10 protein-coding genes are annotated in these 14,995 nt (G+C 66.2%); all 10 read right to left on the bottom strand.

The features are described from left to right. Window positions 1–61: 61 nt before the first annotated feature. Window positions 62–385 carry a thioredoxin gene (gene trxA / locus EN845_RS30215; RefSeq protein ID WP_015314366.1) on the bottom strand — a complete coding sequence of 108 codons (324 nt, stop codon included), beginning with the start codon at window positions 383–385 and terminating at the stop codon, window positions 62–64. Between the two features lie 74 nt (window positions 386–459). Further along, complete coding sequence (gene addA / locus EN845_RS30220; protein WP_127873333.1) at window positions 460–3,966, bottom strand: double-strand break repair helicase AddA; 3,507 nt, start codon at window positions 3,964–3,966, stop codon at window positions 460–462. Next, window positions 3,963–7,097: a double-strand break repair protein AddB gene (gene addB / locus EN845_RS30225; RefSeq protein ID WP_127873334.1), complete on the bottom strand. Its 3,135-nt coding sequence runs from the start codon at window positions 7,095–7,097 to the stop codon at window positions 3,963–3,965. Before addB ends, addA begins: the two co-directional genes overlap by 4 nt. Beyond that, window positions 7,094–7,816, bottom strand: coding sequence for a nucleotidyltransferase family protein (locus tag EN845_RS30230; protein WP_167531532.1), 723 nt, complete (start codon window positions 7,814–7,816; stop codon window positions 7,094–7,096). Before EN845_RS30230 ends, addB begins: the two co-directional genes overlap by 4 nt. Window positions 7,817–7,818: 2 nt before the next feature. After that, complete coding sequence (gene tsaE, locus EN845_RS30235) at window positions 7,819–9,330, bottom strand: tRNA (adenosine(37)-N6)-threonylcarbamoyltransferase complex ATPase subunit type 1 TsaE (protein ID WP_127873336.1); 1,512 nt, start codon at window positions 9,328–9,330, stop codon at window positions 7,819–7,821. An 8-nt stretch (window positions 9,331–9,338) separates the two neighbouring features. Beyond that, window positions 9,339–11,894: a PAS domain-containing sensor histidine kinase gene (locus EN845_RS30240; protein WP_127873337.1), complete on the bottom strand. Its 2,556-nt coding sequence runs from the start codon at window positions 11,892–11,894 to the stop codon at window positions 9,339–9,341. Window positions 11,895–12,082: 188 nt separating this feature from the next. After that, window positions 12,083–13,483, bottom strand: coding sequence for an adenosylhomocysteinase (ahcY, locus tag EN845_RS30245; protein WP_127279621.1), 1,401 nt, complete (start codon window positions 13,481–13,483; stop codon window positions 12,083–12,085). Between the two features lie 173 nt (window positions 13,484–13,656). After that, window positions 13,657–13,953, bottom strand: a complete 297-nt coding sequence (locus EN845_RS30250; RefSeq protein ID WP_127873338.1) for an HPr family phosphocarrier protein — start codon at window positions 13,951–13,953, stop codon at window positions 13,657–13,659. After that, on the bottom strand, window positions 13,950–14,351 hold the full coding sequence (locus EN845_RS30255; protein ID WP_010912939.1) for a PTS sugar transporter subunit IIA: 402 nt from the start codon (window positions 14,349–14,351) through the stop codon (window positions 13,950–13,952). The genes EN845_RS30250 and EN845_RS30255 overlap by 4 nt, the downstream gene beginning before the upstream one ends. Window positions 14,352–14,515: 164 nt before the next feature. Next, window positions 14,516–14,977, bottom strand: a complete 462-nt coding sequence (locus tag EN845_RS30265; RefSeq protein WP_127873339.1) for an HPr kinase/phosphorylase — start codon at window positions 14,975–14,977, stop codon at window positions 14,516–14,518. Between the last annotated feature and the right edge of the window lie 18 nt (window positions 14,978–14,995).

Here is a 14,995-nt window from a genome sequence, read left to right on the forward strand (position 1 = left end):
GATGGCGCCAACAAAAAGCCCAGCGCGATGGCCGGGCTCAATGCTTCGAATTCAGATGGTATCAGGCGAGATTGCCATTGACCCAGTGCGACAGCGCGGTCTTGGGCGCGGCGCCAACCTTGATGTCGGCCACTTCGCCGCCCTTGAAGATCATCAGCGTCGGGATCGAGCGCACGCCAAACTGGGCGGCAAGCTCGGGATTCTCGTCGATGTTCAGCTTGGCGATCTTGACCTTGGCGCCGAGTTCAGTGGCGATGTCCTCAAGCGCCGGTGCGATCATCTTGCAGGGGCCGCACCACTCCGCCCAGAAATCGACCACGACCGGTACCTGGGCATTGAGCACATCGGCCTGGAAATTGTTCTTGTCGACCTTGACGGTGGTCATGCGGAAATCCTTTCGAAATTTTTCGTCGCACCAAATGTGGTGGTTGCCGCGCCCTTCTTCAAGCAGTTCTTGTGTCACGCTCCCGTGAGTCGGGCAAGGGCGTCGTCCATGGCCCGGGCCGGGAGCTCGATCAGCCTAGGCGTTTCGGTGAACAGCAGGGCCGCCTTGATTTCCCGCCCTGGATAAAGCGGCTGCAGCAGGGCGCGATAGAGCGCGAGCTGAAGCAGATAGGCCGGGGGGACCTCGGCCGGGGAGGCGGGTGCGGGCCGGTTGGTCTTGTAGTCGACGATCGAGACCGTATCCGGCGTCACCGCCAGCCGGTCGATCTTGCCGGAGATGGAGCGAATTTTGCCCTTGACCTCCAGGCTGCCCATGATCGCGACCTCTGCACGTGACGAGGGCGCGAACAGTTGACCGAGGCCGGGGTCGGCAAGGATGGCCATGACCGACGCCAGGGCCTTTTCACGCTCGGCTTGCGGCCACCCCGCACCCGTTCGCGAGAGGTAACGCTCCGCCGCACTTTGGCGGCCGCTCTCGGCCATGCCGGGCAGCATCTGCAGCAGTTTGTGCAAGGCGAGCCCGCGCATCACTGCAAAACCCGGCTCGGCATCGGCGTCCAGCACCGGCGAGGCCTTGTCGACAACCGCTTCCTTGCCTTCCTCGATCAGCGCCGAGGCGCCCGATGGCGACAACGGTCGCGGCAGGTCCTCGAAAGGCGGCAAGGGCCGGAACAGGGTCGCCGGCAACGGGCCGAAAGCATCGGCTTGCCGCGCCTGTTCACTGACGTCTGGCGCGACCGGCGGCAAGTTGGTGACATGGAAACGATGCACCGGCTCGCCGCCGGCGGGGTGCGGACGCTGTTCGCTTTCCGGCGCACCGATCAGCGCGCGGCTGACGATCGAATGCCAGGTTCCGGTGTTCGGCGCCCGCTTGCCGTGATAACCGCAGACGATCAGCCGGTCCTCCGCGCGCGTCATGCCGACATAGAGCAGCCGGCGGTATTCATCGTCGGCGAGTTCGCGGGCGCGAGCAGCCGCCGTTTTCGAAAAGCCGTTGGCGACGTCGCTGGCCGAACGCCAGAGATAGCCCTTGCCGTCCCAATGCCTGCCCGATCCCTCGAAAGGCATCAGGCGCGGCAAATGCTGGTCGCTGAAGGGAGCGGAACCGCCGTCGACCAGGAACACCACCGGCGCCTCCAGGCCCTTGGCGGCGTGCACGGTCATGACCCGGACCTCGTCGCGGGTCTGATCCATCTCGCGCTTGATCTCGGGGCCGGCGTTTTCCAGTGTCGACAGGAAGGCTTCCAGCCCGGGCAGGCCGGTCCGCTCGTCCGCAAGGCAGAAGCTCAGGAACTCATCGAGAATATCGCCGGCTTCCGGCCCGAGCCGCGCGACCATCCTGCGGCGCACGCCATCGCGCGCCAGCAGGGCGGCATAGAATTCGAACACCGGCTTGAAGGCAGCCTCCTCAGCCCAGGCGTCGAGCTGCGCGACGATCGCCGAGAGCGCTTCGCTTTCGCCGGCTTGCTGGCGCAGCGATGCCGCCAGCGACACGCCGGGCGGCCTCTGCGCGGCGAGCGTGAACAGCCTCTCCTCCTGCAGGTCGAAGATCGGGCTGCGCAGGACGGCGGCGAGCGACAGGTCGTCCTGCGGCTGGATCAGCAGATGGCCGAGCGCGATCAGATCCTTGACCGCGATATGGCCGGGCAAGCTCAGCCGGTCGGCGCCGGCGACCGGAATGTCGCGACGCTTGAGCGCGCGGGTCAGCGCGTGGACGAAGCTGTCGCGCTTGCGCACCAGCACCAGCACGTCGCCCGGCCGCAGCCGCTTGCCACGGCCCTCGATGATTTCGCCCATGCCGATCCACCCGGCAATGGTGGCCGCGACATTCTCGGCGACGCGCACCGCCGGCGCATGGGCATGGTCGATCGCTTGCGTCCAGTCGTCGGGCTCGTCGACGGCCTCGGCGCCGATCGACGGCCACACCTCGACATAGCCCGGCGCATCGGTGCGGATCGCCTTGTGGTCCAGCGGATCGGGGTCATGGCTGATGCCGCGCCGCACGGTCGGATCGGCAAAGACGCGGTCGACGGCGGCCAGCACATCGTCCGTGGAGCGGAACGACCAGGTCAGCTTGAGGTCGGCGAAGGATGCATCGGCCTCGCGCACCCGCCCGGCGAACAACAGCCGGCTGTCGGCGAAGGAGTCCGGGGCGGCACCCTGGAAGGAATAAATCGACTGTTTCTCGTCGCCGACGGCAAAGACCGTGCGGTGCACCCGATCGCGCGCACCGAAGCCGGCAAAGAATTCTTCCGCCAGCCTCTTCACCACTTCCCATTGATCCGGGCTGGTGTCCTGCGCCTCGTCGAGCAGGATGTGGTCGATGCCCTGGTCGAGCTTGTACTGCACCCATGGGCCGGCATCGGGCCGCGCCAGAAGGTTCACCGTGCGGGTGATCAGGTCGTTGAAGTCGAGAAAGCCGCGGCTGCGTTTCAGCACTTCGTAGCGCGCGATCAGCCAGTCGGCGATGGTGAGCGCCGCACGTGTGCCTTCCAGCATCCGGAACAGCGCCAGGCGGTCGACGGTCTCCACGATGGCGCCGGCCGCCGAGAGATAGCGCTCGGCAAGGTCCGGCAGCCGGTCGGCCAGCGCCTTCTTGAAGGCCTTTGCCGGATCATAGGGATCGCCATCGGTCTTGAGGAAGGCTCTTGCCAGGAGTTGCAGCCGACGAACGGGATCGCCCTCGGCGAAAGCCTGGCGCGCATAGGGCAGGATGTTGTTCAGCACCGATCTGGCGTCGGTGGCTTCGGCTGCCTGGACAAAGCCGGCAAAATAGTCCGGCAGGAAGCCGGGCAGCGGCCATATCGACGCCGCTATGCCTTCGGCGGTCTGGCCGGGGCGGAAATGGAACTCATCGAACAAGGGCTGGAAGCCGTCGCGCCCGACGGCATCGAGGAAATGGCGCAACCCATCGCGCTTGCGCACGATCTCGCCGAGCAGGGCGTCGAGACCGGCCTCCCCCCCACGTTCCAGGACAGTGGCGAAGGCCTCGGCTAAATTCCTGTCGCCGGCGGCAGAGATCATCTCGCGGCGCGCGGCAGCAAAAAGCGAGGCCTCCATCTGGCTGTCGAGCATCTCGAAATGGGCGGGGATGTTGGCTTCGAGCGGGAATTGATGCAGCACGGATTCGCAGAAAGCGTGGATCGTCTGGATCTTCAGCCCGCCAGGCGTTTCCAGGGCCTCGGCGAACAGGCGGCGGGCTCTGCGCATGGTATCGCGATCGGGCCGGCGCCCCTCCAGCGCCCCGACTTTGGAAGCCAGCTCCGCGTCGCCAAGCGTCGTCCACTCCGACAGCGTGGAAAAAACCCGGTTCGACATGTTGGCGGCCGCGGCGCGCGTATAGGTCAGGCACAATATCTTCGACGGGTCGGTGCCGTTGAGCAGCAGCCGGATGACGCGCTGGGCAAGCACATGGGTCTTGCCCGATCCCGCATTGGCCGACACCCAGGCGGAATTGCCGGGATCGGCGGCGCGGGCCTGGCTCGAAGCCGTGTCGGTCGGGATCGGATAGGCTTTCTTCATGCCTCTCCGCCCTCGTCCCCGGCGTCTCCGCCGGCGGACCATTCGAGTACGCGGGCGAGGTGGTCGTAGTCGCCGTCGGTTTCGCCTTCGCGAAACGGCAGCGCGCGCGACAGATAGCCGGTCGCCGGGTCGGCATAATGGATCAGCAGCTTTTCCAGCCGCGCCCAGGCCTCTTCGGCGAGATCGGCCGCGGTGCGTGGCTGGCGGTTGTGTTCGAGTATGGACTCTTCGAACACCTCGCCATTCGGCTTCAGCCTGATGAAGGCCAGTTGCGACGGTTCGCGCATCCCCAGATCCTTGAACGCGCCACGCCTCAGCAGCGCGCCTTCCAGCGCCAGTTGAGGCGCCAGCAGCGTATGCGCCAGCGCCTTCGAAGGCGAGGAACCCGTCTTGTAGTCCAGAATGTCGGCCATGCCGCCGGCCAGCAGGTCGACCCTGTCGGCGTAACCGGACAGCGTCACCCCGGACTGTCCGACGACGGTTTTCCCAGCCCTCTCCTCGGCATGCCGCTGGACCACCGCATCGGCGCGCGTGCGCTCCCATTCGATGATGTTGGCGGCGAGCTTTTCGAAACGCGGCCACCACACGGCCTCGACATCGGCCGGAAGCGCCGCCTCGGCAAAACAGGCGCGGCCGGCGGCGATGAGCCCGGCCAGCGCGTCCGGCGCGCGCGGGTCGGCCACCTCGGAGGAGAAGAGATGCAGGATGGCGTGAAACAGCGTGCCGCGCTCGGCCGCGCCCGGATCACGGATGAGCGGATCGAGCGGCATCAGGCCGAGGATCCTTCGGGCGTAGATGGCGTAGGGGTCGCGGCGCAGCGTCTCGATCTCGGTGACCGAGAAATGGCCCGGGCGAACCGGCAATGGCGGTTTCGGCTGCGGCCGCGGCGCGAAATCCCGCTTCGGCCCTGTGTCGAGCGCGCGTGCCCAGGCAAGCAATTCATCGCCGCGCCGGCGCAGCGCTGTCGCCTGGTCGTTGCCGATGAAGGTGAGCAGCCGCTGCAACCAGCGCGACGGCACCGCGGGCGCGTCGCCGGCGCGCGCCGAGCGCGCCAGCAGCACCTTCCTGGCACCCATGGCCATCTGGAAGTCATGCGCGGCGAGGCCGATGCGCCGCTCCGGCGGTTCGAGATCGATGCCGGTCTTCATCAGCCGCGACATGAAGCGGTCGCTCTCCGGCTTGCGCGGCCAGACCCCTTCGTTGAGCCCACCGATGACCAGTGTGTCGACATGCTGCAGCCGGGCTTCCAGCGCGCCCCAGATGGCGATGTTCCTGTCGGTGCCTTGCGCCGGCTTGACGGTCTCGGGCGCGATCAGCGCCTCCATCACGTCAGGCCATTCGATTGCCGCGAACGACAGCGGCGCCGAAGCCGCGACCAGCCCGCGCAAAAGGTCGGCGAGCTTTTCGCCGGCATCGCCGGCGTAGAGTTCGCCAAGGCCGCCATCGGCGGAACTGCCGAGATTCTCCAGGGCAACGACGCTGGTCTCGACCAGCGCGGCAAGGCCGGCTTCCGCCTGGCCCCGAAAGGCTGAAAGCGGCGCCAGCGCTTGCTTGAGACGTTCAAGCAAATTCCGCGCGCCTTCGATGGAGCGCACGGTCAGCCGCGCAAACCAGAAGGGCGGCCGGCTGTCATCGCCAAGGCCGGTGAGGCGCACTTCGAAAAGGTCCGGCAGCGACGCAATGTCGGGGCGGCCGGTGCCGCCGCGCAGCGCCACCAGTTCGACCAATTCCGCCGCGTGGCGCACATCGCCGCGTTCCAGGCCGAGGCCGAGCAATGGATGCTTGAGCAGCGACAACAGGCCGACCGGATCACCCGGCCGGAACACCGCCTCGAGCGCCAGCCTGAGCAGGCTGGCCGCCGGCGTGTTGGAAAGCGGCGTGCCGCCGGAATCGTCGGCAACGACACCGAAGCGCTTGAGCTCGACACTGACGCGGCGCGCCAGGGCGCGGTCGCCGGTCACGAGAGCGGCCCTTTGGCCGGGTTCTTCCACGGCCTGCTTGAGTGCGACCGCGATCGCGACGGCCTCGTCGCGCTCGCTTGCCGCTTCGAGCAGCGTCACGTCGGCGAAGGCGGCGGCAATATCGAACGCTGAAAACCCGTTTCGCGTCTCCGCCCACAATTCGGTGGTCTCGGCCGGCCGCAACGCCTCGCCGACAAGGGCCGCGCGGAGCGCGAGCTTCGGCTCGGCCGCGCCGATCTCCTCGACATCGCCGCGCAGCACGCCAATCTTGCCGATCAGCTTCGCCAGGCCGTATTGCGGATGGCCAAGCACGGCTGGACGCGCGCCTGGCGCCACGAGCGCCTGGAAGGAGGCTTCGTCCAGTAACTGGTCGAGCCCGGGCAACACGATGGCGCCACCGGTGAGGCCGGCGATGGTCGCAAGCAGCTCCGCCGTGGCGGGGATGGAGCCGGTAGACCCCGCGGCTATGACCGGCCCGGCGGGCGGATTGCGCCGCAGCCGCGCGGCCTCGGCGCGGATCAAGGCGCTGCGATGCGCTGCCGGGTTGGAGCGGTCGCTTTCTTCGAGGAATTTCGGCCAGGCATCGGTGACGATGCCGAGGAATTCGAGCGTCACCTGCCACCATCCGGCAAGGTTCCCGCTCACCAGGCCGGCAAGTTTGGCCCAGTCGGTGCCTTCCGTCTCGATCTCGTCCATCAGTCCGGTCAGATCGCGCGCCAGCCAGATCGCGTCGGCGGTGGAGGCAGGCACAACGATCTCCTCGGCGAAGAGCGCCGCGACATGGGCGGGCAACCGGCGTTTCCACGCCCGCACCAGCGGCGTCAGCAGCAACAGCCGTTCGGTGGCGGCGATCGGCGGCGCCAGATCGATTGCCGCCGATGGCTCGGCCTCGAACAAGGCTTCATCCTCGTCGAATTCGCCGAGCGGACGGATCACCGGCAGGATCGCCGAACCGCCGCCGCCACGCGCCTTCAGGCTGTCGACGAACACGCCGCGCAGGGCACGTGCGGCACGGCGCGTCGGCACATAGATGGTGACGTCGGCCAGGGCGAGCGGATCGCCGTCGAAACGAAATCCGGGGACAAGCCGGCCGGCAAGCAGCGCCTCGGCCAGCGTCGGCAGAAACGGCGCTCCGGAGGGAATGGAAAAAACGCGGCTTGAGCCGCTCATTGCGATCCGATGAGTGCGCCGGCCACCGCTTCTTCGGCAAGCGGAATGGCGTCGGGCGTGCCGACGGTTATCCAGTGGCCATGCATCGGCATGCCGAACAGGCGGCCCCCGGCAATCGCCCTGTCGAAATAGGCGTTGAGCGAATGCGGTTCGGCGGTTGCGTCCTTGAACAGGCGCGGATGGATGATCGCGGCGCCGGCATAGATCAGGCCGGCAGGATCGCCTTTCGAACGCCGCAGCGCGCCGTCCGGCGCCACCAGGAAATCGGTGCTGCCACAATGGCCTGTCGCCTGATGGAGATCCGCCAGCATCAGCAGAATATCCATTTTCGCCGCGTCCCATGCAAGGGCGAGCCGCCTGAGATTGAGCGGGCCGTGGTCGATCCAGAATGTATCGGCGTTGAGGATGTAGAACGGCTGTTGGCCGAGTTCCGGCAGCGCCTTGACGATGCCGCCGGCGGAATCGAGCAGCCGGTCGCTTTCATCGGAAATGACGATGCGCGGCGCGCGGCGCGCGGCGACATGGGCGACGATCTGTTCGGGAAGGTAATGGACATTGACCACCGCCGTGCCGACGCCGGCCGCGGCCAGGCTGTCGAGGCCCCAGTCGAGCAGCGTCTTGCCGGCGATCCGAACCAGCGGTTTGGGGATGGTGTCGGTGATCGGCCGCATGCGCTTGCCAAGCCCCGCGGCAAGTACGATGGCGGTGTCCGGTCTCATTGTCACAGCGCTCGTTCCTCCAGCAACCCGTGCGCGCCGTAGAAATCCCGCAGCTCGGCGAGCGCGGGATGCGACAGTGCCCGCCTGAGATAGTCGCGGATGCGCGGCAGGTGCTTGAGATAATAGGGTTTGCCGTCGCGTTTTTCGAGGCGCACGAAAATGCCCAGGATCTTGGAATTGCGCTGCGCGGCCATGATTGCGTAGGCTTCGAGGAAGCCTGCTTCATCGAAGCCGCCGGCTTTGTGACGCGCCGCGACATAGGCAGCAAGCGTCCGCTTCTCGATCTCGGGCGGGATGGTGACGCGGGCGTCCATGGCAAGCGAGGCGACATCATAGGCGGCGGGACCGATCAGCGCGTCCTGCACGTCGACGATGCCGAGCCGGTCGAGGCCGGACCGCTCGCCGCGCCAGATGATGTTGGGTGAATGGAAGTCGCGCAGCATCAACGTGTATTCGCTGCCTTGCAGCCGGTCGACAAGCGCGTTCCATGTCCTGTGGTAGCCGGAACGCAGCGCGTCGCTCGCCGGGCCGCCCGATATCGCCGGCACGTACCAGTCGATCAGCAGGTCCGCCTCAATCAGCATGGCATCGCGATCGAAGGGCGGCACGTCATGAACGACGCCGGGAGCGGCCTCCATGCGATGTGGCCACGCCTTGCCATGCATCATGGCAAGCAGTTCGGCCGCTGCCTCGTAGCGTTCGGCGACCGGCCCGCCATTGCCGGCGAGAAAGCCTTCCGAGCCCAGATGCTCGAGCAGCAGGAAGCCCTGGTCGAGATCCTGCGCGTCAATCCTGGGCACCGCGACGCCGGCAGCCTGCAGCGCACGGTCGATGGCGACGAAAGCCGACACCGACTGCGCGGTGTGGGCGATCACGGCATAGGGCTTGCCGTCGCGCACTGGAGGGCCGAGCACCAGCCGCGGCGAATTCATCAGCACGCGCGGCGCCTCGCCGGCAAGCGAGACGATCTCGTAGGAGCGGGCCGAGGCATCGCCGATGAAATGCCGGCGCCGCGCTTGCCCCCATCCGGCGTTGTCGAGGAAGCCGCGCATGGCCAGCGAGCGCGCCACACGGTCGAAGCTCGCGCCTTGCCCCGACAGGCGCGCCAGCCGGCCCTCGCCGTGCTGGACGAGTTCGATCAGCACCGTCGTCTTGGGCAAATAGCCCTCAGCCCGTTCGGGCCACTCGATGAGGGCGGCACCTTGCGCGATTGCTTCCTCGAAGCCGAGCTCGTCGAGCTCGGCCGCCGAGGACAGGCGGTAGAGATCGAAATGATGGACCGGGATGCGTGTGTCGTAGCTCTGAACCAGCGTGAAGGTCGGGCTCGGCACTTCGAGATCGGCATCGTCGGCCAGTGTTCGGATGAGCGCTCTTGCCAGCGTCGACTTGCCGGCGCCGAGATCGCCCTTGAGCGCCAGCACGTCGCCGACGCGCAGCGCCAGCGCCAGATCCTCGCCCAGTCGCGCCGTCTGGGTCTCGTCGGCGAGCAAACGCTCCAGCACCGGTTCCGTCATCGAGCGCGCTACTCGGCCGCTGCGCGGATACCCGGCATGTCGGGAAAGGTGCAGATGACGGTCGTGCCCTTGTCCTTGCCGGTTTCGATGCGAACGGCGCCGCCATGGAGTTCGACAAAGCTCTTGACGATCGACAGGCCGAGGCCGGCGCCGCGGCGGCGGCCGCCATTGGTGCGCGGCTCGAAGCGGCGGAACACCGAATCGAGCACATCAGGCGGCATGCCGGGCCCGTCGTCGTGAACCGAGAACTCGACTCCGTCCGCCAGCTGGCGGCAGGCCAGCCGAATCGTGCTGGCCTCCGGCGCGTAATTGGCGGCGTTGCTCAGCAGATTGTATAGGATCTGGCGGATGCGGGTTTCGTCGCCATGGAACGTCTTCGGCGCGGCGGCGGCGTCGACCGCAAGCCGGATCGAATGCTCCTCCAGCCGGTCGGCGACAAGCTCGGCGGCGGCCGCGATGGTGCGGTCGACATGCACTTCGGAAATGTCGAGCTGCATGATGCCGGCATCGACGGTCGCAAGGTCCAGTATGTCGTTGACGATGGTCAGCAGCACCGAGGAGGACGAGCCGACATGCTCGACATATTCGCGCTGCTTCTGCGTCAACGGCCCGGTTGCCGGCAGCGACAGCAGCTCGGTGAAGCCGATGATGTTGGTCAGCGGTGAACGCAGTTCATAGGACACATGCTGGACGAATTCGTTCTTGAGCTGGTCCGATTTCTCGAGCGCCTCGTTCCTGTCCTTGAGCGCGCGTTCGACGTGGACGCTGTCGGTAACGTCGACGAAGGTCATCATCACTTGCCCGTTGGGCAGCGGAATCACGGCGTACCGCAGCACGGTGCCGTTGTTGAGCTCGGTCTGGCCGTGGCGGTCGCGGCGCTCGTCGTCGAAGCCGGTGATGGCGGCGACGAAGCCGGGCCAGGGGCTCTCGACCGCTTGTCGGTCGGAGAGCTCGCGTATGGCCGATACGTGCACATTGGGCTTGGCGGCTTCCGCGTCCAACCCCCACAGCGTGGCGAAGGCCGGGTTCGACAGGCGCAGCCGGCCGTCGGGGCCGAACACCGCAACGCCTTCCGCCAGATTGTCGAGCGTTTCGCCCTGGACCCGAACCGCGGTGCGGTAGCGGCTTTCGAGATCCATCTTCTCGGTCAGGTTCTCGAACACCCAGGTGACGCCGCCCTTGGGTTGCGGATTGGCGACGACACGGATCGTCTTGCCGTCGGGCAGATGCCACCAGTGTTCCTGCGATTCGACGGCACGGTAGGCGCCGAGCAGGCCTTCCTTCCAGCGGCGCCATTCCGGCTGTTCGGCGATCTTGCCCTCGCTGCGCAGGCGGTCGAGCAAAAGGGCGTTGTCGGGCGCGCTGTGCAGGAAGCCGCTGTCGAGCCCCCACAGTTTCTGGAAAGCCTGGTTGAAGAAGCGCAGCTTCTCGTCGGTGTCGAAGATGGCGACCGCGGTGTTGAGCTGGTCGAGCGTATCAGCGTGGCTGCGCACAGTCCGCTCGTATTCGCCGCGGATGGCCTCGATGGCGCTGGTGTCGCAGGCAAGGCCGGCCGAACCGTCGGCGCCGGCAAAGTCGGTCACGGCGAACACGCGACGGTCGCCTTCGATCACCGTCGAAAGCGACTGCTCGAACACCGGATGCGATTTGTGCTGCGTGGCGATGGCGTCGCGCGCCTGGCCGCCGAGGAACTCCTTGGCGTCGCGCACGGCGGCTTCCGCGCTCTCGGCTTCGACGGCGTCGGCATAGGCCCGGTTGACCCATTTCAGGCGGCCATGCTCGTCACGCAGCCATGCCGGCATCTTCAGCGCTTCGAGCAGGCCGATCATCGTGTCATGGTCAGCGGCCAGCCGCTGGTTGTCGATCTTGAGCCGGGCCTGGCTGCGCTGTGTCTCGGACAGCGAGACAAACCGCACCAGCACATGGGCCGCGCTCTTGCGGCCATGCACCTCCAATGGAGCGCCGGCCTGGGATTCGATCACCAGGTCGAACGGCCTGCCTTTTTCGCGCAAACCCGCCACGGCATGTTCGAGTGCCGCCGCCGAACGCGGCATCAGCCAGCGGCCAAAGGCGAGGAACGCGGCCCGTTCCTCCGGCGCGCCGCTTTCGGTCGGCAATGTGCCGATGAGTTCGGGCTTCTTGTTTTCCGAGGCCCAGACGACGACACGCTGGTCGCGCAAATTGAGCAGCGCTTCCGAACGCCGCAATGCCGCGCTGACATCGGCGACGCGGCTTCTCAGCTCGACATTCTCCGCCGAGGTACGCGCCCGTTCGCGGATGAGAACGATGGCCGACAGGAATGCCGTACCCGTTACGCCGACGAACACCGCCAGTTGTACGACCTCGACGGTGCTGATCGAAAGACCGGCCACCGCGGCGCCGGCCGCTTGGGCATGCGCGACCGCCCCCGCCAAGGGGCAGGCAAGCGCGGAACCGGCAAGGAGCAATCCCGCACGGGCGCGCCAGGAAAGGCGCTCGCCGCGTGTGGCGCAGCCCATGGTCCCTGAATCATCGTGGCCGCCGGAAACGGCCTGTCCCGCGTGAAGCGGGTTTTCCCCCGGCATGTCTTGGTCCTCTTCGCCGCCTGAATGCAAGACCGCCCTGACGCGTGCGCCGGTCCTCGCCCCTGGACCCGCGAATCACAACAATAGCGCCTGCTGGAATCGGCGTGAAGAATCATTCGGCGCAAAAATAAAGCCGGGCGAAAAGTCAATCGCCCGGCATCAATATCTTGTAGTAAATTCGGCTTTGGTTAATAGCGGTAGTGTTCCGGCTTGAACGGACCCTGCGGCGTGACGCCGATATAGGCGGCCTGCTCGCCCGACAGCTCGGTCAAGCGGGCGCCGAGCTTGTCGAGATGCAGGCGCGCGACCTTCTCATCGAGATGCTTGGGCAGCACATAGACTTGGTTCTGGTACTGCTCACCCTTGGTGTAGAGCTCGATCTGGGCCAGCACCTGGTTGGTGAAGGACGCCGACATGACGAAGCTCGGATGGCCGGTGGCGTTGCCGAGATTGAGCAGGCGGCCCTCCGACAGGAGGATCATCCGCTTGCCGTCCGGGAAGGTGATCATGTCGACCTGCGGCTTGACATTGGTCCACTTCAGATTGCGCAGCGACGCGACCTGGATCTCGTTGTCGAAATGGCCGATGTTGCCGACGATCACCATGTCCTTCATCGAGCGCATATGGTCGAGAGTGACGACATCCTTGTTGCCGGTGGTGGTGATGACGATGTCGGCGGTCGGTGCCGCATCTTCCAGCGTGACCACTTCAAAACCGTCCATCGCCGCCTGCAGCGCGCAGATCGGGTCGACTTCAGTGACCTTGACGCGGGCGCCCGCGCCCTTGAGCGAGGCCGACGAGCCTTTACCGACATCGCCATAGCCGCAGACGACCGCGACCTTGCCGGCCATCATCGTGTCGGTGCCGCGGCGGATGCCGTCGACCAGCGATTCCTTGCAGCCATATTTGTTGTCGAACTTCGACTTGGTCACCGAGTCGTTGACGTTGATGGCGGGGAAGGGCAGCAGGCCCTTCTTCTGCAGCTGGTAGAGCCGGTTGACGCCGGTCGTCGTCTCTTCGGTGACGCCGCGGATCGCTTCCTTCTGCTTGGTGAAGAAGCCCGGCGAAGCCTTCAGGCGCTTCTTGACCTGGGCGTAGAAGTATTCCTCTTCCTCGCTCTGCGGATTGGACAGCACGTCCTCGCCGGCCTCGGCGCGGGCGCCGATCAGGATGTACATGGTGGCGTCGCCGCCGTCATCGAGGATCATGTTGGAGAGGCCGCCATCGGCCCACTGGAAGATCCTGTCGGTGTAGTCCCAGTACTGTTCGAGGCTTTCGCCCTTGACGGCGAAGACCGGAATGCCGGCCTCGGCAATCGCCGCGGCGGCGTGATCCTGGGTCGAGAAGATGTTGCACGAAGCCCAGCGGATATCGGCGCCGAGCACCTTCAGCGTCTCGATCAGCACCGCCGTCTGGATGGTCATGTGCAGCGAGCCGGTGATGCGCGCGCCCTTGAGCGGCTTCTTGGCGCCGAATTCCTCGCGGCAGGCCATCAGGCCCGGCATTTCGGTCTCGGCGATATCGAGTTCCTTGCGGCCCCAGCCGGCAAGCGAGATGTCGGCGACCACATAGTCCTTGCTACCCGTCATGGCAGTACTCCGATGCGAATTGTTATGCGTGCGAATTGTTTGCGGATGCGCCCGTGCCGGAAGACATTTCCAAGGGCGCGAATTGCCGGCCTGACTAGCAGATCAGGCTTCACACGACAATGGGATATAAAGAAATCTTTATTCGTGCATGTCCCGGAGGGCTGATTTCGGGGTCAGCACTCCTCGCCGAAACGGGAGGCGACGAGCTGCTCCAGCGCGTCCATGACCTCGAGCGCCTCCGGGCCGCTGGCGGTGACGCGGATCGAGTATCCCGGGCTGGCGGCCAGCATCATCAGGCCCATGATCGAGGTGCCGCCGACCTGGACGCCGTCCTTCTCGACATGGACAGAGGCGTTGAAGCCGCTGGCGAGCTGGACGAATTTCGCCGAAGCGCGCGCATGCAGGCCGCGCTGGTTGACGATCGGAAACTCCCGGACGATCTGGTCATTTTCCGGGAATATCGCGTTCATTTGCTGCTCAGAAGCTGGCTGGCGACATTGATGTATTTGCGGCCCGCGGCCTGCGCCTCATCGAGCGCCGCCGCCATGTTGTCGCCCTTGCGGATCGACGACAGCTTGATCAGCATCGGCAGGTTCATGCCGGCGATCACTTCCGTGCGGCCGGACTCCATCACCGAGATGGCCAGGTTGGATGGCGTGCCGCCGAACATGTCGGTCAGCACGATCACACCTGCCCCTGTATCGACACGGGCGACCGCGTCGACGATGTCGCGGCGACGCTGCTCCATATCGTCGTCGGCACCGATCGCCACGGTTTCGAAATTGTCTTGTGGCCCGACGACATGTTCGACGGCATGTCGGAACTCGGTGGCCAGTTGACCGTGCGTTACAAGCACGAGTCCGATCATTCTTTGGTGGCTCCCGTCATCGCCGCTTCACAGGCGCATTTTATGCTCGCCAGCCAATCCAGGCGGCGGGAGCGCTATCTTGTCGACGCGCGGCCCGTTGACAAGCCCAAAATTGCGCCGGCCCATGCCATTTTGACGCATTGCAGCAAAAAACCCAGGGCGGATCATAGAAAAGGCGCGATCGACAGCCCCGCCATGATGGCCGGCAAGGCCGTGGCGGCGTTGCGCTCCGCAAGGTCGATACGCGGCACCGGGCAGCCTGCGACCGGCTCACTGAGTTCCTCCTGGAAACGGGCCATTTCCGCCTTCGGCACAAGCCGCACATGCAGGTCGATCACGCCGCCCGGCTCGAATGGTAGCGGGCGCGGCATGAACCCAGGCACCTCGGCGAGACCGGCGATGGTCGGCGGCACGCGGCAGACCAGCCGCCCGGCGTGTGCCGAGGCAAGCAGCCTGTCGTCGCCGATCAGCCGCGAGAACAGCGCGCGCGCCCGGCAATGGTCCAGGAGCGTCAGCGCCAGTGTCGTCTTGCCGGCCCCGGACGGGCCGGTGATGAGTACGCCGCGATCGCCGATCAGGATCGCGGTTCCGTGGATGTTTTCAGGCTGCGCGGCGGCTTCGGGCATGGTTATATCAGGGCCAAG

The organism is Mesorhizobium sp. M8A.F.Ca.ET.202.01.1.1 (assembly GCF_004791595.1).
GTDB lineage: Bacteria > Pseudomonadota > Alphaproteobacteria > Rhizobiales > Rhizobiaceae > Mesorhizobium.